The 23,088-nt window shown below is 32.0% G+C and carries 19 protein-coding genes; 4 read left to right on the top strand and 15 right to left on the bottom strand.

What is annotated here, in order from left to right; translation table 11 throughout:
• Positions 1-20: 20 nt before the first annotated feature.
• The 6 genes from ACZ451_RS18140 to acs form a co-directional block, all read right to left on the bottom strand.
• Entirely contained in the window at positions 21-1,160 is a 1,140-nt protein-coding gene (locus ACZ451_RS18140; protein WP_464214825.1) for a helix-turn-helix domain-containing protein, read from the bottom strand.
• Positions 1,160-2,176: a helix-turn-helix domain-containing protein gene (locus ACZ451_RS18135; protein ID WP_464214824.1), complete on the bottom strand. Its 1,017-nt coding sequence runs from the start codon at positions 2,174-2,176 to the stop codon at positions 1,160-1,162. Before ACZ451_RS18135 ends, ACZ451_RS18140 begins: the two co-directional genes overlap by 1 nt.
• A 139-nt stretch (positions 2,177-2,315) precedes the next feature.
• Complete coding sequence (locus tag ACZ451_RS18130) at positions 2,316-2,648, bottom strand: FtsB family cell division protein (protein ID WP_464214823.1); 333 nt, start codon at positions 2,646-2,648, stop codon at positions 2,316-2,318.
• 5 nt (positions 2,649-2,653) lie between these two features.
• A complete protein-coding gene (udk, locus tag ACZ451_RS18125) occupies positions 2,654-3,262 on the bottom strand; it encodes a uridine kinase (RefSeq protein ID WP_464214822.1) in 609 nt (202 codons plus the stop codon).
• A 128-nt stretch (positions 3,263-3,390) separates the two neighbouring features.
• Positions 3,391-4,617 (bottom strand): HYR domain-containing protein, encoded by a 1,227-nt coding sequence (locus ACZ451_RS18120; RefSeq protein WP_464214821.1) that lies wholly within the window; start codon positions 4,615-4,617, stop codon positions 3,391-3,393.
• Positions 4,618-4,722: 105 nt separating this feature from the next.
• On the bottom strand, positions 4,723-6,630 hold the full coding sequence (acs, locus tag ACZ451_RS18115) for an acetate--CoA ligase (RefSeq protein WP_464214820.1): 1,908 nt from the start codon (positions 6,628-6,630) through the stop codon (positions 4,723-4,725).
• A 277-nt stretch (positions 6,631-6,907) separates the two neighbouring features.
• Here acs and ACZ451_RS18110 point away from each other — a divergent pair, with 277 nt between their 5' ends.
• Positions 6,908-8,824 (top strand): transglutaminase-like domain-containing protein, encoded by a 1,917-nt coding sequence (locus ACZ451_RS18110; protein ID WP_464214819.1) that lies wholly within the window; start codon positions 6,908-6,910, stop codon positions 8,822-8,824.
• 6 nt (positions 8,825-8,830) lie between these two features.
• Positions 8,831-10,996 carry a hypothetical protein gene (locus tag ACZ451_RS18105; RefSeq protein WP_464214818.1) on the top strand — a complete coding sequence of 722 codons (2,166 nt, stop codon included), beginning with the start codon at positions 8,831-8,833 and terminating at the stop codon, positions 10,994-10,996.
• A gap of 63 nt (positions 10,997-11,059) precedes the next feature.
• Here ACZ451_RS18105 and ACZ451_RS18100 read toward each other — a convergent pair whose 3' ends face one another.
• The 6 genes from ACZ451_RS18100 to nagB form a co-directional block, all read right to left on the bottom strand.
• Positions 11,060-12,754, bottom strand: a complete 1,695-nt coding sequence (locus ACZ451_RS18100; protein ID WP_464214817.1) for a sodium:solute symporter family protein — start codon at positions 12,752-12,754, stop codon at positions 11,060-11,062.
• Between the two features lie 181 nt (positions 12,755-12,935).
• The gene (locus ACZ451_RS18095) at positions 12,936-13,196 is read right to left on the bottom strand and encodes a DUF4212 domain-containing protein (protein WP_464214816.1); all 261 of its coding nucleotides are present in this window, start codon (positions 13,194-13,196) and stop codon (positions 12,936-12,938) included.
• 58 nt (positions 13,197-13,254) lie between these two features.
• Positions 13,255-14,328, bottom strand: coding sequence for an anhydro-N-acetylmuramic acid kinase (locus ACZ451_RS18090; protein WP_464214815.1), 1,074 nt, complete (start codon positions 14,326-14,328; stop codon positions 13,255-13,257).
• Complete coding sequence (locus tag ACZ451_RS18085; RefSeq protein ID WP_464214814.1) at positions 14,325-15,899, bottom strand: glycoside hydrolase family 3 protein; 1,575 nt, start codon at positions 15,897-15,899, stop codon at positions 14,325-14,327. The genes ACZ451_RS18090 and ACZ451_RS18085 overlap by 4 nt, the downstream gene beginning before the upstream one ends.
• Entirely contained in the window at positions 15,889-17,166 is a 1,278-nt protein-coding gene (locus ACZ451_RS18080) for an MFS transporter (RefSeq protein WP_464214813.1), read from the bottom strand. Before ACZ451_RS18080 ends, ACZ451_RS18085 begins: the two co-directional genes overlap by 11 nt.
• A 61-nt stretch (positions 17,167-17,227) precedes the next feature.
• On the bottom strand, positions 17,228-19,171 hold the full coding sequence (gene nagB, locus ACZ451_RS18075) for a glucosamine-6-phosphate deaminase (RefSeq protein ID WP_464214812.1): 1,944 nt from the start codon (positions 19,169-19,171) through the stop codon (positions 17,228-17,230).
• 180 nt (positions 19,172-19,351) lie between these two features.
• Between nagB and ACZ451_RS18070 the strand changes: the two genes are divergently transcribed.
• On the top strand, positions 19,352-20,101 hold the full coding sequence (locus ACZ451_RS18070) for a DeoR/GlpR family DNA-binding transcription regulator (RefSeq protein ID WP_464214811.1): 750 nt from the start codon (positions 19,352-19,354) through the stop codon (positions 20,099-20,101).
• Complete coding sequence (gene murQ / locus ACZ451_RS18065) at positions 20,101-20,913, top strand: N-acetylmuramic acid 6-phosphate etherase (RefSeq protein ID WP_464214810.1); 813 nt, start codon at positions 20,101-20,103, stop codon at positions 20,911-20,913. Before ACZ451_RS18070 ends, murQ begins: the two co-directional genes overlap by 1 nt.
• Here murQ and ACZ451_RS18060 read toward each other — a convergent pair whose 3' ends face one another.
• The 3 genes from ACZ451_RS18060 to ACZ451_RS18050 all read right to left on the bottom strand — a co-directional run bounded on the left by ACZ451_RS18060 (position 20,914) and on the right by ACZ451_RS18050 (position 22,982).
• The gene (locus ACZ451_RS18060; RefSeq protein WP_464214809.1) at positions 20,914-21,315 is read right to left on the bottom strand and encodes a c-type cytochrome; all 402 of its coding nucleotides are present in this window, start codon (positions 21,313-21,315) and stop codon (positions 20,914-20,916) included.
• A 30-nt stretch (positions 21,316-21,345) separates the two neighbouring features.
• A complete protein-coding gene (locus ACZ451_RS18055) occupies positions 21,346-21,750 on the bottom strand; it encodes a c-type cytochrome (RefSeq protein ID WP_464214808.1) in 405 nt (134 codons plus the stop codon).
• 110 nt (positions 21,751-21,860) lie between these two features.
• A complete protein-coding gene (locus tag ACZ451_RS18050) occupies positions 21,861-22,982 on the bottom strand; it encodes a PQQ-dependent sugar dehydrogenase (protein WP_464214807.1) in 1,122 nt (373 codons plus the stop codon).
• Positions 22,983-23,088: the final 106 nt, after the last annotated feature.

Genomic DNA, 23,088 nt, shown 5'->3' with positions numbered 1-23,088 from the left:
AGGTTTATTCTAAATATCCATTAAGCAGCAGATTTTGAATTGTTTTTACGATATAATGTAGGTGTTGTACCTACATGTTTTTTAAACGCTGTATTAAAAGAAGATTTAGAATTAAAACCCACTTCATATAATATTTCAAGTATGGTAAGTTTCTTTTTTGAATTATTTTTTAAAATAACCTTAGCTTTTTCTATTCTGTAACTATTTATAAAATCAAAAAAATGCTGCCCTATGGTATGGTTTATTAAAATAGATAATTCTTTAGGGTGCATATCTAATTGATAGGATAAACTTTGTATGCTTAAAGAAGGGTTTAAAAAAGGTTCTTTTTCTTGCATATACTTTTTTAAGGCAATCACTTCTTTATTAGGTGTTACCGTATCACTTTTTTTATTGGCTAACATTTCTTTTGCAGCTAATTGATCGCTTTCTATTCCTCTAAACAATTTTGGAGAATTAAGGGCTTTTAGAACCAACCAACAGCTAAATAAGAATCCAAGTACGAGTAAAATTATTCTATAACTATCCGTTACTTCTTGCGGATAAGAAATCCGTATAGCTCCTTTTACTATGGTTATTGCTTGTAAAAACAGTAAAATAAACAATAATTGTTTCAGCCAGTTATAATTGTGAAAGTTAATTTTGTTGGTATAGTTTTCTAATAATATTTTTCGATATCTAAGGATGTAATACACTTTTGCTATAAAATAACTTGCAGTTAAAAAATATCCTAAAATTCTTAAAAAAGATCCTTCTGCAGTACTATCATAATTTTCTAAAAAGCTTATTTGAACTTTAGTAGCTACCAAAAAGAAATTTGGGCTAAGGACTACAATACTGATCAACCAAGGAATTAAATGAACAAAGTGTTTTGGTTTTAATTTAAAATCGGAATAGATAACAGATAAGACATATAAAAATAATAAAGGATCTTTAAAATCTGCTAATCGTACTCTAAGCATTTCAAGATTTAGTGGTAGCTCTATATACTTTGGATAAAAAAACGCACTAATATCTAAAGCAGTCACAATTAAAAATGATGCTAATAAAATATTGCTTAATTTTTTATCTGTTTTTACGGTCAGTAAAAATGCTGCAAATAAAAAAAACAGAATAAAAATTACAAAAGCTAATATGCTGATTACAGACCCATAACCCATTAAGCGGCAGATTTTGAATTGTTTTTACGATACAATGTAGGTGTAGTACCTGTATATTTTTTAAATGCGGTATTAAATGATGATTTAGAATTAAAACCAACTTCATAGAGTATTTCTAGAACCGTAAGTTTGTTTTGAGAAACGTCTTTTAAAATTTCCATTGCTTTTTCTATTCGGTACCCATTCACAAAATCAAAAAAATGCTGCCCCATATGGTGGTTGATTAATAAGGACAGATATTTTACACTTAAATTCATTTTAAATGCTAACTCTTGTATGGTTAAAGATGGGTTTAAAAAAAGCTTCTCATCTGTCATAAATTTTTTTAGCTTTTCAATATCTTCATTTTCAACATCTGTTTTTTCGGCTTTTAAACCTTCGTCTTCATTAATAATATCATTCACTAATCTTAGGTTTGCATCGACGCTCTTAAATAGTTTAGGATAATTTAATGCCATTAAAATATACCAACACACTACAAAAAGCCAGAATATTCTAATTATTAATCTTACCGCACTAAAAACTGCCTCATAATCTGAAAATTTAAGAATATTTTTTAAAAGAATGATGAAATGGGTAACTGCAAAAACTATAGCGAGTTGTGTGAGCCATTTATAGGTTAGAGAACTCGTATTGGTATAATTTTCATGATAGATTTTCTTAAATCGTTTTAATGTAGTAAAGATGCTGATAAAATAAATGATCACTAAAATATGAATAAAAATATGTGTAAACTGAATCTCAGGCTGTTCTAAATAATTTTGGATGAATACTACTTTTATAGCTTTTTCTTTGAGATAAAAATTTGGCAATAAAATAATATTCACTAGTAGGAATGGAACGATATGTATAAGGTGTTTCCATTGTAATTTAAAATTAGAATAGCATAACGAAAGAATATAGAGATAAAAAAGTGGGAGTTGCAAAAAGCCTATGGATCCTCTTCCTAAGTCTATCCCTAGGTAATCTTCGGTAAGTATACCTATGAACCAACCGCTGTAATCTATTGCAACCACAATTAAAAAAAAGGCAAAGAGTCTATTACTTAATTTATTTTGTGATTTAGCCGTAATGAGAAAAAATACAAGCAAGAAGCAGATACATACTGATATAAGTGAAATAATATTATTTAGGCTAAGGTTTTCCATGAAGTATTTAATCCTCTTCTTTTGTTTTTATGCTATCAGCATATTCAATTAAAAAAATATCTTCATTCTTCTTTTTAAGGTAGTATTTTTCTCGTGCAAATTTCTGAAGTTCTTCTGGGTCTGATAATTTTTCTATAATAATTTTATCTTTTTTAATTTCTTCTTCTAAGAAGGCTTTTTGTTTTTCTAATTTTTCAATTTCTTTATTTAATTCAGAATGCAACCGTATCGAATTTGTATCACCAAAAATCATCCAAATAATAAAAATAATAGAAACTAAGATATAGATATTAGTTATCCATTTAAACCATTTTTTATTTTTAAGATCTTTCCAAGTCATCTAATCTATGCTAATTTTTCATTAATAATACTCCGTACAATATCAACAGCAACAGTATTGTATTTATTGTTAGGAATTATAATATCTGCATATTCTTTTGTGGGTTCTATAAACTGATCATGCATTGGTTTTAAAATAGTTTGGTATTTCGTTATGGTTTCATCTAAATCCCAACCACGTTCATTAACATCTCTTTTTAATCGTCTTATTAAGCGTTCGTCAGAGTCTGCATGTACAAATATTTTAATATCAAACATGTTGCGAATCTCTGGGTTTGTTAAAATAAGAATCCCTTCAACAATCATTACTTTTCTGGGATGTGTTGGTACAGTTTGTTTCTGCCTATTGCATTCTAAAAAAGAATATACAGGTTGTTGTATAGCGTTACCAGCTTTCAATTCTTTTAAATGTTCAGCTAACAATTTAAAATCAATAGAATTAGGGTGATCAAAATGGGTTTCTCTACGTTTCTCAAGTGTTAAATGCGATAGATCGTTATAATAAGAATCTTGAGAGATTACCCCAACTTCTTCATTAGGCAATTCGTTAATAATCTGTTTTACTACTGTAGTTTTTCCGCAACCTGTACCTCCCGCAATTCCAATGATAAGCATTCGTGTTTGTTTTAAGCAAAAATAATAATAAGTACGAAGTACAATGTACGAAGTTAAAAAATAAAAAGTGTCAAACTCAATATGATGAACTTGACACTATAAATGCTATTTTTAAAAAGAAGGATTATCTATTCTAATTTCCATGTTCTTACCCAATCGTAAGAAGTTGTTCTTTCTGCTGCTGTACCTGTCATACCACCGTCTGTAGGAACAGGATTCCAATCATAAGTTTCTACAACCATTCTTAAATACATAGGAATATCAAAATTAGCTTTTGGGGTAACGGTGTATACTTTTTTGCCATCTAAATAAAATTCTACTTCGGTAGCACTTTTCCACCATGCTGCATAAACATGATATTCTTCCCATACTTTTCCGCCTACGGGGCTATTACCACCTGCAGATCCAGTTGGCGTTTCTGCGCATACTGCTTGTCTACTATGTGTATTAGAATGTATCGTTTGATCAAAATTTTGTGCCCAATCTGCAGTAGCAGTAACTTGTCCCACACACTCCGTAATGTCTAATTCTGTAACTCGTACATCACAACCTGTTTGTTCATTTCTGTGATTAATCAACCAAAAAGTGGAAGACATAAATGTTTTGTTTGCCTTCATTCTACATTCAAAATAATATCCAATTTGTGCAGGTTGTCTTGAACCAATATAAGATCCTGCATGAGTAAATGTATTTCCTCTAACAACTTGTGGTGCCTCTAACTCATCGGCAGTAAGCTTTAGATTTCCTTCGCTTACACTTACTGTATTTTCCTGAAAAAGACCTGGAGCTCTACCAATCCACCTTCTTGGATCGGTATTTAACCATTTACTTTCATCTAATAATTCTCCATCAAACTCATCAGATAAATTTTCAACTTTTGTCCAGACTTTTCCTGTTGGAGCGGGGTCAGTGTCTATAAAAAAGGGCTTTTCTGAAGAAGCTTCAGCTCTAGTAATAATCACATTAAAACTACAAGTAGCAGTGTTTCCAGCTGCATCAGTAACCACGTATGTATTGGCAGTCGTTCCAACAGGAAACATAGCTCCTGAGGCCAAACCTTCTGTTTGTGTTGTTTCAGCTCCTGGTTCATTATCTGTCCCTACAGGTGCATCAAACATCACTTCTAAACCATCATCTGTAGCTGCTACTGTTTCAGTAATATCAGCAATACATTCAATTATTGGAGCTATTGTGTCAGTAGCTTCTTCTTGAGTAGGTTCTTCTTCAACAGGCAGTTCTTCGGCAGTAGATGTTGCAATAATATCTTCATTATCGCTGGTACAACTAAATATTATAGTGCTAAAACATATGCTTATGGTATACATTCGCATAATAGCTATGTTCTTTTTTATCATGATTTGGTTTTTGGTAAACTTATGAAATATCTACATGACCTATAACATTAGATGATTTATAATAAGCAACGAATGTCTTTGACTTATATTTTAAGCATATTATAGCTACAAAGCATTATCAATAATCTCTTGTACTACTTCTGGGTTTAGGAGAGTACTAGTATCTCCTAAATTTGAGGTGTCATTACTTGCTATTTTACGTAAAATCCTTCGCATTATTTTACCACTACGTGTTTTGGGTAAACCAGAAACAAACTGAATTTTATCTAGTTTAGCAATAGGACCTATTTGTTCTGTAATCTGCTGGTTAATTTCTTTGCGCACATTATCCCTATCTCTACTTTCGCCTGTTTCTTTTAAAATCACATAGCCATACAAAGCATTCCCTTTTACATCATGTGGAAAGCCTACAATTGCAGATTCTGCCACTGCTTGATGCTCATTAATAGAATCTTCAATAGGTGCTGTTCCTAAGTTATGTCCCGATACAATAATCACATCATCAACGCGACCTGTAATTCTATAATAACCAACGGCATCTCTTAATGCCCCATCACCTGTAAAATAACTATTTTTATAAGCCGTAAAATACGTTTCTCTATAACGTTCATGATTATTCCATATGGTACGTGCCATAGAAGGCCATGGGAATTTTATGCACAATCTACCATCTACCTGATTTCCTTTGATCTCTTTTCCATTTTCGTCCATTAAGGCTGGTTGAATCCCTATAAATGGTAAAGTTGCATAGGTTGGAGTAGTAGGGGTAACATATGGAATTGGAGTTATCATAATACCACCAGTTTCTGTTTGCCACCAGGTATCTACAATTGGACTATGTTTTTTACCAACATTATTATTGTACCAATGCCAAGCTTCTTCATTAATGGGTTCTCCTACAGATCCTAAGACTTTAAGGCTAGACAAATCATATTTTTCTACATATTCTAAATTTTCTTTGGCAAGAGCTCTAATGGCAGTAGGAGCAGTATAAAACTGTGTTACTTTATGTTTCTGAACTACTTCCCAAAATCTCCCATAATCTGGATAGGAAGGAACCCCTTCGAACATTACTGTGGTAGCACCATTTGCTAGTGGACCATAAACAATATAAGAATGACCCGTAATCCAACCAATATCTGCAGTACACCAATACACATCATTTTCTCGGTACTGAAATACATTTTTAAAAGTATACGCTGTATACACCATATAGCCTGCGGTGGTATGTACCATGCCTTTTGGTTTTCCGGTTGAACCAGATGTATACAGGATGAAAAGCGGGTCTTCAGCATCCATAATTTCTGCTACTGACTCGCCACTAGCTGTATCTAAAAGGGGTTGTAGCCATTGGTCACGGCCTTCTTTCATGGCAATAGCGCTATCAATTCTTTTTACTACCAATACATTTTTTACACATGGGCACTCTTCTAATGCTTTATCTACAATTCCTTTTAAATCTATTGTTTTATTGCCTCTATACGAACCATCAGAAGTAATCACCATTTTACAATCAGAATCATTAATTCTAGTAGCTAAAGCATTTGCAGAAAAACCGGCAAAAACAACAGAATGTATGGCTCCAATACGGGCACAAGCTAATGTAGCAATCGCTAATTCAGGAATCATTGGGAGGTAAATACAAACTCTGTCTCCTTTTTGTACTCCATTTTCTTTTAGCACATTTGCCATTTTAGAAACACGTTCATACAATTGATTGTAAGTAATATGTTCTGCTGGTTCCTTTGGATTATTAGGTTCAAAAAGAATGGCTGTTTTTTCACCACGCGTTGGTAAATGCCTATCGATACAGTTTTCCGTAATATTTAGTTGTGCTCCTTCAAACCATTTCACTTCTGGTTTAGAAAAATCCCAGCTTAATACAGTATTCCATTTTTTACGCCAAACAAAATGTTCTTCTGCTATTTCTTCCCAAAAGTCTTCGGGGTTATTTACAGATTTACGATACACTTGGTAGTATTCTTCTAAATGTTTTATATGATAATTACTCATGTATACCCGATTAGATTGAGATCTATTTTAAAGAAACTAAATTACTTAAAATTAATGTTTAATTATAGAGTTCATCATAAAGAAAATACTACTCATTAAATTTTAATTTGAGTAATGGTACATATATTACTAAATTAGGATGCAATTACAAAAGAATCATTATAACACTATTAAAATTCCATATTTGTGAAACACAACAATTTAACAAATAAAACCGTTAGTAATATTTCGTCTTAAAATAAACTAAACCAAAGCCTAAAGTTTTAATAACCAACCAATGTCAAGATTTTTATTTTTTATTTTACTCACATACTCCATAAATACTTTTTCCCAAAAAAATGCAGACCCTTCCGAAGAAGACAAAAATCGAGCTGAATTATTGAAAGAAAAATTTTCTGACGATGAAATAGCTATAGAAAGCAGTCAAGATTATATCAGTTTTGATTTTGATAAAAAAGAAAAAAAAGTATTAGTAAATCAAGAATCGGATGAAACTATGATCAGTATTGAAGCTAGGGCTAATATTCAAAAATATTGTTTTTATGATAGTCAATCTGTAATAAATAAGTTTATCATTAAGAAAAAGAATAATAAGGTGACAAATACTTATATAAAAGACGAGGCTTACACAAGTAATGACTTATTTCATAATGATGCTCGGGTAAAATATACAAACTTAAATTTTCCACTTAAAGGATATAAATATAAAACGCATATATCAAAAAAGTACCAAGACATTAAATATTTTACAAGCCTTTATTTTAATGATGATTATCCTATAGTAGAAAAAGTTATAAAAGTCGAAATTCCTAATTGGTTAGATATTACACTTAAGGAAATTAACTTTGAAGAGTATGCTATAAAAAAAGAAGTTATTGATAATGTAAAGAGAAAATCAAAAACATATACATACACGCTAAAAAATGTTGCTGCAATATATAAAGAAAAAAAGGCACCAGGGCCAAGTTATGTTTACCCACATATTTTAGTTTTGGCAAAGTCATATACGTTTAATGGAGAAAAAGAAAATATATTTAATGATACCAAAGATTTATATGATTGGTATAAATCCTTAGTAAATGAATTAGAAAATGATAATACAACAATAAAAGATAAAGTTAGAGCACTAACTGAAAATGTTGAAAGTGACGAAGAAAAGATTAAAAATATTTATTATTGGGTACAAGATAATATTAGATACATTGCTTTTGAAGACGGGATTGCTGGCTTTAAACCAGATGAGGCAATAAATGTTTTTAATAAAAAATACGGCGATTGTAAAGGGATGGCTAACTTAACCAAACAAATGCTCATAGCTGCAGGGTTTGACGCTCGTTTGACATGGATAGGAACTAAAAGAATAGTATACGATTACTCTACCCCAAACTTATCAGTAGATAACCATATGATATGCACTCTTATTAAAGGAGAGGAGGTTATTTTTTTAGATGGTACAGAAAAATTTAATGCATATGGAGAATATGCAAATCGCATACAGGGAAAACAGGCTATGATTGAAGATGGAGATAATTTTATTCTCAAAAATGTGCCAGAAATAGCATCGGAATTTAACAAAGAAACGGTTCGTTATGAATTAAATTTAATGAATGATAAACTAGAAGGAAAAGCCAAAAAGTATTTTCAAGGCGAAAGTAGGGCCAGTCTACTTTATTATTTTGATACATTAAAAAATGATAAAAAAGAGGAGTTTTTAGAATATTATTTAAATCAAGGTGATCATAATATAAGGGTGTCAGATGTTGTAACTACCGATTTACTAAATAGAGAATTAAATTTAGAGATAGAATATAATATAAATGTTAAAAATGCAGTATCATCTTTTGATAACGAAATTTATATTACCATAGATTTTGATAAAGAATTAGAAAATTTTTCTTTTGATGACAGAAAAACAGATTATGTTTTTAACTACAAAAAGAATCTTGAAACCTTAACTACATTAAAAATACCTATTGATTATAAGATAGGGGAACTACCCAAAGAAATTACTATTTCTAATGAAAATTATAGCCTCAAAGTAAGTTTCGAACAAAAAGACAATATAATTTATTACAAAAAACGATTTCAAATTAACAATGGTAAAATTGTAACTTCAGATTTTGAAGAATGGAACATGTTTATTTCACAATTAAAAAAAATATATAACCAACAAATTGTTTTAACTAAAGCCTAAACCAAAATGAGAATTAAAACTTCACTTATTTTATCACTTTTATTTGCTTTTTATAGTTTTGGACAAACAAAAAAAGAACTTGAGGTAAAAGAATTTTTCTGGAATTCAGAAGATCCATATAAAAATGCAACAAGTATACCTGATAAATGGAAAAATGAGTCTGCAGTAGTGATCTACAAAAATGAGAATTATGATTTTCATAAATCTGGTAAAAGTGTTACGTATAAAGTTTCTGTACGAAAACGTATAAAACTTTTGGATAAGGCATCTTTGGAAGAGTTTTCTGAATTTTCTTTTAGAAAACGTTTTAGGTCAGATAAAGGACGCTATAGTTGGAAATCCAAAGGTGATAATATTATAGGTGTTAAAATTATTAAAGTAAGCGGTGAAGAAATTGAAATTGATGTTGATGCTGAGGCTGTTGAAGTAGACGGAGAATATAAAATTGCCATTTCAAATTTAGAAGTTGGAGATATTATAGATTTCTATTTTCACAAAGAAGAACCTTTTAAATCTACTTTTGCTTTTGGTTTTGATCCTGTTGAAACTACCTTAGGAGAAGAATATCCGATTATGGATTTTAAACTATTTTTTGAAACAGAAAATGATTTTTTTATCAATTTTAATTCTTATAATGGAGCTCCAGAGTTAAAAGAAATTGTAACTAAAAAAAAGAGTTTTAGGCGTTATAGTTTAGAAGCCTCCGATATAGAAAAAAACAATTTCCCAAGATGGTTTTACCCTTTAATAGAATTACCTTCTTATAAATTTCAAGTGTATTTTGCTCGTTCAGGGAAATTTGAAGATAGAGCTTTAGCTTTTTTACCAGAAAAAGAAAACATTATTAAAAACAATGTTACAGAAGAAGAAGTATTAGACTTGTATAACACAAGGTTTAAACCAAGTGGTGATATAGGCGATATAAAAGATTTCTTTAAAGGGAAAACCTTTAAAAATGATTCAGAAAAAGTTATAGCTGCCTATTATTACATAAGGCATTATTATTTTACACGTTTTGTAGAAGCTGTTACAATAAGTAATGCAAAAATCACTGACCCATATCATTACTACGGTTATCCTGTATTTATTGAAAATGATAAGCAGTTTGTTAGGCATTTTACGGAGTTTTTAAAACGTCACAAAATTACTTATGAAATTGTAGTTGCTAAAAAACGATTTGATGGTACAATTGAAGACTTACTCATTGAAAAAAATATTAATGTGCTTTTAAAAGTAAATACAGAAAAACCTATTTATGTTCAATATTTTAATCCATTTACTTCCATTAATCAATTTTCACCCTTAATAGAAAATACAGATGTTTATTTGCTTACTTCCTCTAAAAATAAAATTGATGAGATTAAAAAAGGGAAATTACCTAAAAGTTTAGCATCACAAAATGAAAGTAAAAGAGATATTACACTAGCACTTGATAATGATTTTTCTGGTTTAACTTTTAATATTGTGAATAGCCATAACGGTCATCAAAAGGCTAATGAACAATATAATCGTTTGCTTTTTTGTGATTATGTCTATGAAGATTATGCAAAATATGAAACGAAACCTTTTATAGAACTTGTGAAAAAGAAAAGATTAAAGGAAACATATCAGAAACAAATTGATGCGTACATTACTAAATTAAAAGATAAACGAGAAGAAACACTTAAAAAAAGTATAGTATCAGAATTTGATATAAAAGACGTTGAAGACTATTCTTTTGTGGTAAATGAAACTGGACGATATGGTTTAGATTCTTATTTTAAATATACAGAATCTTTTAAAGCTAAAAATGTATTGATAAAAAAAGCTGGAGATAATTATATTATTGAAATGGGTAAACTTCTTACAGGTCAAATAGATTTAACAGAAAAAGAACGAGCACGTACCGAAAATATACATATGTCATACCCAAGGACATATACCAACCTAATTAATTTTACAATCCCTGATGGTTACACAGTTGCAGGTCTTGATAAATTTAATAAAAATGTAGCTAATAAAACAGGTGCTTTTATAAGTGAAGCTCGGGTTGAAGGCAATACACTTTTAATTAGAACATCTAAACAGTATAAAAACTATTTTGAGCCAAATTCAAACTGGAGTTTAATGGTAGATTTTTTAGATGCTGCTAATCAATTTACAAATGAAAAGATTTTATTAAAGAAAAAATAATTATCATACAGTAAAAGCGTTGTTTTAATTTTTTCTATGTAGAGTTAAAATAGCGCTTTTCCTCTAATGATCTATAGCTTCTCCAGCACCAGACGGAATTCTAATATTTTCTACAATTTCTTGTACCTCTACAGGGGGTTTAGCAGTAAATTGCATCACTACAATAGATACGATAAAGTTAACTATCATAGCAATACTACCAAAGCCTTCTGGTGAAATTCCGAACCACCAATCTTTTTTTGTACCTCCGCCAAATAGATCAAACTTAAATTTTAACATATAAAAAAGCATCAGTAAAATACCCACAAGCATTCCAGAAATTGCCCCTTCTTTATTCATTTTCTTATAAAAAATTCCTAAAATAATTGAAGGAAAAAATGATGCTGCAGCTAGTCCAAAAGCTAAAGCGACTGTTGCTGCAACAAAACCTGGCGGATTAATACCAAAATAGCCCGCAATAATAACAGCTACAGTTGCGGCACCTCTTGCAGCCCAAAGTTCTCCTCTTTCAGAAATACTAGGTTTAAAAACTTTTTTAATCAAATCGTGAGAAACAGAGGAAGAAATGACCAAGAGTAAACCTGCAGCTGTAGATAATGCGGCAGCTAAACCACCAGCAGCAACCAAAGCAATTACCCATGCAGGTAGGTTTGCAATTTCAGGATTTGCTAGTACCATAATATCCCTATCTACAGTCAACTCGTTCATGGTTGCATCAGCAACATATTGTATTTTTCCATCCTTGTTCTTATCATCAAATTGAATGAGTCCTGTTTTTTCCCATTTAGAAAACCATTCTGGCATGCTAGAGTATTCTTGATTGTTCACAGTATTGATCATATTAGTTCTTGCAAAAACAGCTACAGCTGGTGCAGCTGTATATAAAATGGCAATTAATAATAAGGCCAATCCGGCCGATTTACGAGCATCTTTTACTCGTTTTACTGTAAAAAAACGAACGATTACATGTGGTAATCCTGCTGTACCCACCATTAAGGCTAAGGTAATTGCAAAAACATCTATGGTAGATTTTGTGCCAGAAGTATATGCTGAAAACCCTAAATCTGTAGATAAACCATTTAATTTATCTAAAAGGTAAGTTCCAGAACCATCGCTAAGCGTAGAACCCATTCCTAGTTGCGGTATTGGATTTCCCGTCATTTGAAATGAAATGAAAATGGCGGGCACCATAAAAGCAAAAATCAAAACACAATATTGTGCTACTTGCGTATAAGTGATCCCTTTCATTCCACCTAAAACGGCATAGAATAGTACGATTATCATTCCTATAATAACTCCTGTATTAATTTCTACCTCTAAAAAACGAGAGAACACCAATCCTACACCACGCATTTGCCCAGCTACATAGGTGAAAGAAACCAGTAAAGCACAGATAACAGCAACAATACGTGCCGTATTAGAATAGTACCGATCTCCTATAAAATCTGGTACGGTAAACTTTCCGAATTTTCTTAAATATGGCGCTAATAATAAAGCGAGTAAAACATAACCGCCTGTCCAACCCATAAGATATACAGAGCCATCATACCCAGAAAAAGAGATAATCCCCGCCATAGAAATAAAAGAGGCGGCTGACATCCAATCTGCAGCCGTAGCCATACCATTTGCCAATGGTGAAACGCCACCACCGGCAACATAAAACTCTTTAGTAGAACCTGCTCTAGACCATATAGCGATTCCGATATAAAGTGCAAATGTTACTCCTACTAATATATAAGTCCAAGTTTGAACATTCATAAATTTGTTATTAGTTTATAAAGTTTATACGTTGCAATGGTTTATAAGTTTATAAAAATTTAATTTTGACTACTGACTACTGACTACTGACTACTGACTACTGACTACTGACTACTGACTACTGACTACTGACTACTGACTACTGACTACTGACTACTGACTACTGACTACTGACTACTGACTACTCGTTATACCCATATTTTTTATCTAATCTATTCATCAGATACACATAAACAAATATGAGGATCACAAATACATATATAGACCCTTGTTGGGCAAACCAAAAACCAAGTTTAAACCCTCCTATTTTAATACTGTCTAAAGCTTCTTTAAAAAGAATACCGGCACCATATGAAACTCCAAACCATATGGTTAGTAAAATAAATAAGTAACGGACGTTTTCTTTCCAATAAGCAGTTGCTTTTTTTTGTTTTTCGGACATAAAAGTTTATTGAGTTAGTTGCTCTTTGTATCGAATATAAGAATTTCTGAATCAATTTTTAATTGGGTAAATAGATTGTACCACATTTAGAATTGTTTGTAGCACCAGTTACAGATTTTAAAACATTAATTTTTTCTTCTACCCGAAGTACTCCCATTAAGGCAAAAATGAGTGCTTCTTTAAATTCAATTAGAGTTTTAGAAGGAATATGAATGGTAGTCGTTTTTTCTAATTTAGATTGAAGCGTTTCGATTAAAAATGTATTGAAAGCGCCTCCACCAGTAATAAATAAAGAGTTTTCTGTAGTAGTGTTTAATTGTATTTGTTTTGCAATTTGTTCTGTTACATGATGAATACTAGTGTGTAATAAGTTTTCAATAGTATCTTCAGTTTTTTCTATAATAGGAACTACTTTTTCTACAAACCACTCATAACCAATAGATTTTGGATGAGGTAACTTATAAAATTCAAGGTTATTTAGTTGTTTTAGCATTTCATTATTGACAGTCCCTTTTCTTGCTAGTGCGCCATCTTTATCATAATCTAGATTGATTTTTCGGGTGATATAGTTTAGAATCATATTAGCTAAACCAATATCATAAGCAACTCTAAAATCATTTTTATCAAAAGAAATATTACTGATCCCACCTAAGTTTAGACAAAAGTCATAGTTATTAAAAAATAATTGATCTCCAATAGGCACTAAAGGAGCGCCTTGTCCGCCCAGAGCGACATCGTTTGTTCTAAAATCGGCAATAACTTTATATCCAGATGCATTTGCTACATGCTGTCCAGAGCCAACTTGGAAAGTAACTCCTTTTTGCGGTTGATGGTGTGTAGTATGCCCGTGGCTAGCAATATAATCTACTTCTAAATTTTCTTCTTCAATAAATAATTTGGTTTCTTTTCCCAACCAAGTTCCGTAGGTGTTATGGAGTTCTAATAATTCTAAGGCAGGTAGTAAAATAGCATCTTTTAGTTTTACAAGCATTTCAGGAGCATAGGAAATACTTTTTGTCGTCTTAATTTCAAACTCCCATTTATCCTGAGATTTCCAAATATGACAATAACAAAGGTCTAGACCATCTAAAGAGGTGCCAGACATCAAACCTATGATTTTATACTTTTTCATTGAAAATTTTGATTGATAGTTACCGGTAGTTGACCAACTGCTTTCATATTTCCTAAAAAATGTTCTGTTGCTACATCTTGAAACTCCTTAAAATTTTGATACGCAATAACAATTGCTTTAGCATTATCCATTTTTACATGGTTTAATACATATGGATTCCCGAAAAGGTACAAGACTACATTCTTAGTACTAATCAATTCGTTGATAAAAGAGATTTCTTCTGCTAATAATCCAAAAGAATCCGTAGGTTTTATTTGCGGAGGTGTTAACAATAGTAATATGTTTTCTTCGCCCTCTACTTCTTTTTTTGTGATTTCTAAGCTTTTTAAAATCGCCTTAGTATTAGTATGTGTAGTTCTTTTTATTGTTAAGGTACAATAATTAGTAGTTCTAAAAGCAGCAATAACATCCTCATTACCTTTTAGAAGTGTTAAACTCTTTTCTGCTATTTTTTTATTTAATAGCGTGGGATTTGATAATTTTTGAACTTGCTGATCACCATTATTTTGAATTTGAATTTTCTCCTTCAGCTTCCAAATACGCTTAAAACTTTCTTCTATTTGTTTTGGATTTGCATTTTTCAGAATCGTTTCAATACCTTCTTTAGTGTTTTCAGCAAAACATAAAACATCATTACCAGCATTAAAAGCCAACCATTCTAGGTCCCCTTTTTTTGGATAATTTTTAGAAACAGCATGCATGTTTAAAGCATCAGAAATAACAATACCTTTAAAGCCCATTTCTTTTCGTAAAACACCAGTTATCATATCTTTAGAAATACTAGATGAGATAGTACTGTTGTTTGCTAAAGCTGGTACTGCCAAATGCCCAACCATAACAGCATCTACTCCTTCATTAATTAATCTTTGAAAAGGATACAATTCATTTTGGAGCAATTCTTCTTTTGTTTTATTGATTAATGGTAAATCTAAGTGCGAATCTGTTGCAGTATCTCCATGCCCAGGAAAATGTTTAATACTGCAAAGAATACCTTCACTTTGCATTCCCTTTATATAGGCAGCTGCTTTTTCAGTAACCTTATATTTATCTTCACCAAAAGAGCGGTAGCCAATTACAGGGTTTAGTGGATTATTATTGATATCTACACATGGCGATAAATTCCAATGAATTCCTGCAACCTTACAATCCTTAGCTATCTGTTTCCCTACTTCAAATAATACATCATTGTTATTTTGAATAGCGCCTAAAGTAATAGCATAGGGATACTGTGGCGTATTTTCCACACGCATTGCCAAACCCCATTCGGCATCTATACTTATCAATAGTGGATATTTAGCTGCTTTTCGATAACGCTTTATAAGTTTTTGAAGTGTGATAAAACTATGCTCATTATGGACTACCTTTTTTTTGCCTTCAAAATTCGTGGCAGCACTTACTCTACTATGAAAAAAACAAAGCCCACCAATAGCATATTTTTCAATAAGGCTTTCTAATGCTTTAATTTCTTCTTCGGTATCGTTTATAAAAGCAGCAGGCATAAAAAACTGTCCTACTTTTTCTGTAGTGCTTAAAGTCTTTTTTGCTATTTTGTATGGTATATTATTTTGCATCTATAGTGGATTCTTTTTTACCAAAATCTGCTGGATAGCTTATATATTTTAATAAAAATAAAGCAGGTAAAGATGCAATAACTACCCAAAGAAAAAAACCATCATAACCCAACCATTTTTGCATATAACCACTTATCATCCCCGGAATCATCATACCTAAAGCCATAAAACCAGTAGCTATGGCATAATGAGAAGTTTTAGATTTTCCATCAGCAATATATATGAGGTACATTACAAATGCAGTGAATCCAAAACCATATCCAAATTTTTCAATCACTATTGTTGCTGTCACCGCTATAACATTAGTAGTTTTTGTATAGGCTAATACTGCGTAAAGAATATTTGGTAGGTTTAATGATAAAACCATGGGTAACATCCATTTTTTTAGGCCATCTCTAGAAATAAGAATTCCACCTAAAATACCTCCAATAACAAGCATTAGTACCCCAGCACCACCAAAAATAGCACCTATTTCTTCAGTTGCATATCCAAGTCCACCTTTAGAAGGTTGGTCTAACATAAAAGGAGCTGCCATTTTTAGTAATTGCGATTCTCCTAATCGGTAGGTTAAAATAAAGGCTAAAGCAATACCAATGTTTGGTTTGGTAAAAAAAGAGGAAAAAACAGCAACAAAGCTTTTAGGCTTGTCTTGTTTTATCGCAGCTGAAGTTTCATATTTAGGAGCTACAAAAAAGTTTGATATGGTGAGTATAAGCATCAAAACGGCTGCTGCTATCATAGTAACACTCCAAGCTTTAGAATTATCACCATAATGATGTTCTAGATATCCAGCTAAAATTACAATAAGCCCCTCTCCAGTAACCATTGCTAAGCGATAGAAGGTACTACGCATTCCTACAAAAAAAGATTGTTTTTTTTCTGTAAGACCAATCATATAATAGCCATCTGTAGCAATATCATTAGTAGCAGAACCAAAAGCTGCCATCCAAAAACAGGCAACACTGGTGATAAAAAACAGATTTGTAGGAATCACTAAACCTACTCCTAAAATAGCCAATGCGATAAGTAATTGCATCGCTAAAAACCACTTGCGTTTGGTACTTTTTAAATCTACAAACGGGCTCCATAAGGGTTTTAATACCCAAGGCAGATAAAACAAACTCGTATACAGGCCAATATCTTCATTTGAAACCTCTAGTTTCTTGTACATAATTCCAGATACTACTACTACCAAAACATAGGGTAAACCTTGAGTAAAATAGAGGAGTGGCACCCATGCCCAGGCATTTTTGTCTTTTTGAATCATTTAATTTGATTAGAATCTAAAAATAGGATAATCGATTTGAATTTCCATATCAATTACTCATTTAATCAAATTTATACCTTACAAAACCTTCCATTGCTTCATATTCTGCCATCCCAAGTGCATTGTATTTTTTTGCGGTTTCCTGATTTCGTTGCTCAGCACGCTGCCAAAACTCACGTGCATCATTACCAGGAAACATGGCTGCATCTTTTTGCGATTGATGTTTAAAAATGGCATTTTTCTTTCTACGCATATCTTTTGGCCCAATAGGAACAGTCATTTCCATATCTGCAATATCCCATTCTTGCCACGCCCCTCTATACAACCATACATAACAATCTTTTAACCACGCTGCTTTTTCTTTTACCAATAAATCTAAGGCTTCATAAATAACTTGTAAGCAAACACGATGTGTGCCATGTGGATCTGATAAATCACCTGCTGCAAAAATTTGATTTGGTTTTATTTTTTGTAGCAAATCATAGGTTAATTTAACATCTTCCTGAGCATGTGGTTTTTTCTTTACTTTCCCAGTTTCATAAAAAGGAAGATTTTGAAAATAGGCGTTTTCTTCTTTTACCTTACAATATCTACAGGCAGATAACGCTTCTCCTTTTCTAATAAGTCCTTTAATTTTTTGTATCTCCTTACTATCTACTTGCCCAGGTTTTTTCTTTTTTAAAAAGGCTCTGATGTCTTTATATTTTTTCTGTAGTGCTTTATTATCCTCTTCTATAGCTGTTGCGAAATCTAAAAACCGAATCACTTCTTCATCAAAAACAGCGATATTCCCTGAGGTTTGGTAGGCTACATGCACATCATGCCCCTGATCTACCAATCGTAATAAAGTGCCTCCCATAGAGATTACGTCATCATCTGGATGCGGACTAAATATGAGTGATGTTTTAGGGTGTGGGCTTTTACGTTCCGGTCTACTGCTATCATCTGCATTGGGTTTACCACCAGGCCAACCTGTTATAGTACGTTGTAATTGGTTAAAAACAATTAAGTTAATATCTTCGGCCGAGCCTATTTCTGCAAGTAAGTTTCCCATGCCATACTCATTATAATCTTCATTAGTCAATTTAAGAATCGCTTTGTTTACTTTTTCAGAAAGCCATATGGTTGCTCTTTTAATAAGCGTTTCATTCCAATTACATTCAGAAATTAACCAAGGTGTATATACTCTGGTTAGCGCTGATGCAGCTGCATGATCTAAAATAAAATCGCAATCAGGATGATTTTGTAGAAATGTAGCAGGAACAGATTCTTTAATTTTTCCTTCCACTGTTTGTTTTATAATATCTGCTTTACCCTCTCCCCATGCCATTAAAATAATTTGTTTGGCAGCCATAATGGTACCAACACCCATAGTGATAGCTTTTGAGGGTACATTTTCCAATCCAAAAAAATCACTTGCAGCATCTAGTAAGGTTACTTTATCGAGTCTAACCATTCTGGTTTTACTATTTAAAGCAGATCCAGGTTCGTTAAAACCAATATGACCCGTTCTACCAATCCCTAAAATTTGAATATCTATACCGCCAAGTTTTTCAATTTCTTTCTCATAAGCATCACAAAACGCTTTGATGTTTTCCTTAGAAATAGCGCCATTAGGAATATGAATATTTTCTTTTTTAATATCAATATGATCAAACAAATGTTCATTCATGAATCTTACATAACTATGTATAGAGTCTGGTTGCATGGGGAAGTATTCATCTAAATTAAAAGTAACTACATTAGAAAAACTTAAACCTTCTTCTTTATAAAATTGTACTAAGTAATCGTATACTTTAGTTGGTGTGGAACCAGTTGCTAAACCCAGAACAGCTTTTTTTTTCTGTTTTTGTCTTAGACGGATTAGCGCTGCAATTTTATGGGCAACATGTAATGATGCATCCTGAGAATTTTGATGAATACTCGTATTTATTTTTTCAAATTTTCTAAAACCTTCATCTTCAGGAAAATCTGAAATAGCTGTTTTAGTATCGATTAGTTTCATTTTAAACACTTTTTGATTAAAACATGGAATAACAAATATAAACTATTTTGCAATTTTATGCTGTTTTAATTGCAATTTTATGCTGTTTTTAAATTTAAAATTTACTTTAGATTAAAATAACGGTATAAAACAGCAAGTATATATAATTATTATATTTGCCTAAAGCTTAGCTTAATTTTAATGTTAAAAGAAGAAAGACAACAGGTTATTTTAAATGAAGTAGCCTTACATAATAGAGTTTTACTCACGGATCTTGCTGAAATTTTAGAAGTTTCTATAGATACGGCACGCAGAGATGTAAAAGAATTAGATGAGCAGCATAAGTTAAAGAAAGTGCATGGTGGCGCTATTTCTTTAGGCTTTACTACAAATAATGCAGTGAATACTAATGTATATGCGCAGCCAGAAAAGATAAAAATTGCAAAGAAAGCAATACAATTGGTAAAAGAGGGGAGTGTTATTTTTATTGATGGAGGTACTACCTGTTTAGAATTGGCAAGATTACTACCGGAAAAATTGGAATTAACCTGTTTTACATTGAGCCTTCCTGTAGCAATGGAATTGATAAAAAAACCTAATGTGACTGTTATTTTTATTGGAGGGCAGATAGAAAAACAAGCGCAAATTTCTGTTGGCGCAAATGCAATTCATAATTTATCTGGAATACTTGTAGATTATAGTTTTATAGGTACGGGTTATGTTGATGTTTTACATGGATTAACAGATTTTGATTGGGAAATTGTTCAAATGAAAAAAGCAGTAATAAAGGCAGCTAAAAAAACGGTACTTTTATCCATATCAGAAAAATTAAATTCTAAACATCGTTATAAAACTTGTGATATTACTGCAATACACACTATGATAACCGAGTTAAATGCTGAAGATAAACAGTTAGATGTATTTAGGAATCACAATATTGATTTAGTATAATGTCAGATTACAAAAAAATTACAGAGACTCCTTCAAATTATGATCATTTGGAGCTAATGGAAACTGCTACCATTTTAGAGAATATGAATGCTGAAGACCAAAAAGTTGCTGTTGCAGTTGCTGAGGTTATTCCACAAATAACTAAGTTAGTAGATGCATTAGTAGAGCGCTTTAATAAAGGGGGGCGTTTATTTTATATTGGAGCGGGTACCAGTGGTAGATTAGGAATTTTAGACGCATCAGAAATACCACCTACTTTTGGGATGCCGCATGAGCGCGTAGTAGGCCTTATTGCTGGTGGAGATGGCGCTATTAGAAAAGCAGTTGAAAATGCTGAAGACCAAACCCAACAGGCTTGGAAAGATTTAATGGTACATGATATAAATACTAATGATGTAGTTGTAGGTATTGCAGCATCTGGTACTACACCTTATGTTTTAGGAGGTATTAAGGATGCTAAAGAAAATGGAATATTAACCGCAGGAATAACGAATAACCCTGATTCTCCTTTATCCTTATTACCCGATATTCCTATTGCAATTAATGTAGGACCAGAATTTGTTACAGGGAGTACACGGATGAAAAGTGGTACATCTCAAAAATTAGTATTGAATATGATTTCTACTGCTTTAATGATTAAAATAGGCAGAGTAAAAGGAAATAAAATGGTAAATATGCAATTAAGTAATGACAAACTTGTGGATAGGGGAACCCGTTACATTGTAGAGGCATTAAACGTTCCTTATGATGAAGCTAAAATTTTATTAGAAAAATATGGCTCTGTTAAAAAAGCCATAGATGCTCAGAAATAATTATTCTGTAATCGCTTTTACTTCTTCTGCAGTAACCATTTTTTCAGAAGAATTTCCAAAAGAATTAAATACAAAATTCATAACATCAGCAATTTCAGCATCACTTAGTTTAACTGCTTTCATTTTGTTATTATAAAGAATGCCATTAACTGTGATTTCTCCTTGCAAACCATATTTTACGGCAGTAATACTTTTTTCTCTATACTTGCTTATAAAATCTGATTTGGCAATAGGAGGAAAGTTTTTACCCCTACCAGTACCATCTTTTTTATGACACGAAGCACATTTAGATTTATATATTTTACTGCCTTTTTCGATACTTTCTGAAAGTGAATTTTCTTGAAATGCAAAAATGGCTAGACTAGAAGTAATGATTAGATAAATAGATAAAAATAGTTTCATACTGGTGTAGTCGTTGTAAAAAAAATAACCTTATTTTCTCATCGTATTTTTTACTTCTTCTTCAGTAACTATTTTTTGATCGGTATTGCCCCAAGAGTTTAAAATAAAATTCATAACATCGGCAATTTCTTCATCCTCAAGACCCATTGGAGTCATAATACCATTATACGTTACTCCATTCACAATAAGTTCTCCCTTTTGACCGTATTTAATACCACGTATACTTTCTGTTCTGTTCTTTAATAAATAATCTGATTTTGCCAATGGCGGGAAAGTACCTGCTACACCTTCACCATTGGTTAAATGACATCTAACACAGAAATCTGCATATATTTCACTGCCTCGTTGCATACTTTCTTCATGTTGCTTGTCTTGAAATAGAAAAGTGACAAGACTAGTTATGCCTACAAGATAAATAAATAAAAATAGTTTCATTTTAAGTGTATATAAGTTTAAGAGATTTTTTCTTTACTGACCACTGACCACTGACCACTGACCACTGACCACTGACCACTGACCACTGACCACTGACCACTGACCACTGACTACTGCTTCGGTACTAATTTATAAATTCCTTTACCTTCAACGGCAACATATATAATACCATCAGGACTTTCTTGCACATTACGGACTCTTCCAATATTGTCTAATAACTTTTCGCGTTTAATTACTTTATTATCTTTTAGAATCAAGCGTTCTAAATATTGGAATTTTAGTGAACCAACAAGAATACTACCTTTCCAGTTTTTATAGGTATCGGTGCTAACAAATGTCATTCCACAGGGCGCTATAGAAGGGCTCCAATAATAGACAGGTTGTTCCATACCTTTCATTTTAGTTCTATTAGAAATCTTAGTTCCACTATAATTGATACCATAGGTAATCACGGGCCAACCATAATTAGCTCCTTTCTTTATGATATTAATTTCATCTCCACCCCTTGGACCATGTTCGTGATTCCAGAGCATCCCAGTTTCTGGATGTTTCACTAAACCTTGAGGGTTTCTATGTCCGTAGCTATAAATTGCCGTTTTTGCTCCATCAACTCCTACAAACGGATTGTCTTGAGGAATACGCCCATCATCATGCAATCTATATATTTTTCCACCATCACGTTTAATATCTTGAGGGTTAACTTCCCTTTGAGCTCTTTCTCCTATCGAAAAATAAAGATACCCCTGGTTATCAAACTCAATTCTAGATCCAAAATGCTGACCACCAGTAGTATTAGGAGATGCTTTATATAATAATTCACTAGAAACTAACGAATCATTCTCCAATTTGGCACGCATAATAGCAGTATGCCCGCCTTTTTTTGTTCCTTTTTTAGAAGAATAGGAGAAATAAATCCATTTATTTTTATTGAAATTCGGATGTAATTTTACATCCAATAAACCACCTTGCCCTCTTCTATACACCTCTGGAACACCCAAAATTTGTGTTTTTTTGCCATTTTTAAAATGAACTAATTCTCCAGACAATTCTGTTATTAACATTCCTCCATCAGGTAAGAATGTCATGCCCCATGGAATATATAGTTCATCGACGAACAACTCAACGGAAAAAGGAGTCATTTTAGCGATCTCTGCCCTGTTTTCGGGGTCTTGAGCGCATGAAAAATTGTGCATTACAACGATTAAATATAGATACACAATACTTTTTTTCATAAGTTTACGTTAAATTAATAATGAATAGAAGTTAAATATAAATAGATTTTTATAAGATAAATAATTACTCATTAGAATATTTCTGATCCCAAGTCTTAATATTCCA

The organism is Allocellulophaga tsushimaensis (assembly GCF_055383085.1).
Note: the sequence above shows the minus strand (reverse complement) of the source record. Positions and strands in the feature narration are given on the sequence as shown.

What these genes read in the sequence shown, in the direction of transcription:
- ACZ451_RS18055 (WP_464214808.1), bottom strand. Translation starts at nt 21,750, where the DNA reads ATGAAACTATTTTTATTTATTTATCTTGTAGGCATAACTAGTCTTGTC.
- ACZ451_RS18120 (WP_464214821.1), bottom strand. Translation starts at nt 4,617, where the DNA reads ATGATAAAAAAGAACATAGCTATTATGCGAATGTATACCATAAGCATA.
- nagB (WP_464214812.1), bottom strand. Translation starts at nt 19,171, where the DNA reads ATGAAACTAATCGATACTAAAACAGCTATTTCAGATTTTCCTGAAGAT.
- ACZ451_RS18070 (WP_464214811.1), top strand. Translation starts at nt 19,352, where the DNA reads ATGTTAAAAGAAGAAAGACAACAGGTTATTTTAAATGAAGTAGCCTTA.
- ACZ451_RS18085 (WP_464214814.1), bottom strand. Translation starts at nt 15,899, where the DNA reads ATGCAAAATAATATACCATACAAAATAGCAAAAAAGACTTTAAGCACT.
- ACZ451_RS18110 (WP_464214819.1), top strand. Translation starts at nt 6,908, where the DNA reads ATGTCAAGATTTTTATTTTTTATTTTACTCACATACTCCATAAATACT.
- acs (WP_464214820.1), bottom strand. Translation starts at nt 6,630, where the DNA reads ATGAGTAATTATCATATAAAACATTTAGAAGAATACTACCAAGTGTAT.
- ACZ451_RS18105 (WP_464214818.1), top strand. Translation starts at nt 8,831, where the DNA reads ATGAGAATTAAAACTTCACTTATTTTATCACTTTTATTTGCTTTTTAT.
- ACZ451_RS18130 (WP_464214823.1), bottom strand. Translation starts at nt 2,648, where the DNA reads ATGACTTGGAAAGATCTTAAAAATAAAAAATGGTTTAAATGGATAACT.
- ACZ451_RS18080 (WP_464214813.1), bottom strand. Translation starts at nt 17,166, where the DNA reads ATGATTCAAAAAGACAAAAATGCCTGGGCATGGGTGCCACTCCTCTAT.
- ACZ451_RS18090 (WP_464214815.1), bottom strand. Translation starts at nt 14,328, where the DNA reads ATGAAAAAGTATAAAATCATAGGTTTGATGTCTGGCACCTCTTTAGAT.
- ACZ451_RS18060 (WP_464214809.1), bottom strand. Translation starts at nt 21,315, where the DNA reads ATGAAACTATTTTTATCTATTTATCTAATCATTACTTCTAGTCTAGCC.
- udk (WP_464214822.1), bottom strand. Translation starts at nt 3,262, where the DNA reads ATGCTTATCATTGGAATTGCGGGAGGTACAGGTTGCGGAAAAACTACA.
- ACZ451_RS18140 (WP_464214825.1), bottom strand. Translation starts at nt 1,160, where the DNA reads ATGGGTTATGGGTCTGTAATCAGCATATTAGCTTTTGTAATTTTTATT.
- murQ (WP_464214810.1), top strand. Translation starts at nt 20,101, where the DNA reads ATGTCAGATTACAAAAAAATTACAGAGACTCCTTCAAATTATGATCAT.
- ACZ451_RS18050 (WP_464214807.1), bottom strand. Translation starts at nt 22,982, where the DNA reads ATGAAAAAAAGTATTGTGTATCTATATTTAATCGTTGTAATGCACAAT.
- ACZ451_RS18100 (WP_464214817.1), bottom strand. Translation starts at nt 12,754, where the DNA reads ATGAATGTTCAAACTTGGACTTATATATTAGTAGGAGTAACATTTGCA.
- ACZ451_RS18095 (WP_464214816.1), bottom strand. Translation starts at nt 13,196, where the DNA reads ATGTCCGAAAAACAAAAAAAAGCAACTGCTTATTGGAAAGAAAACGTC.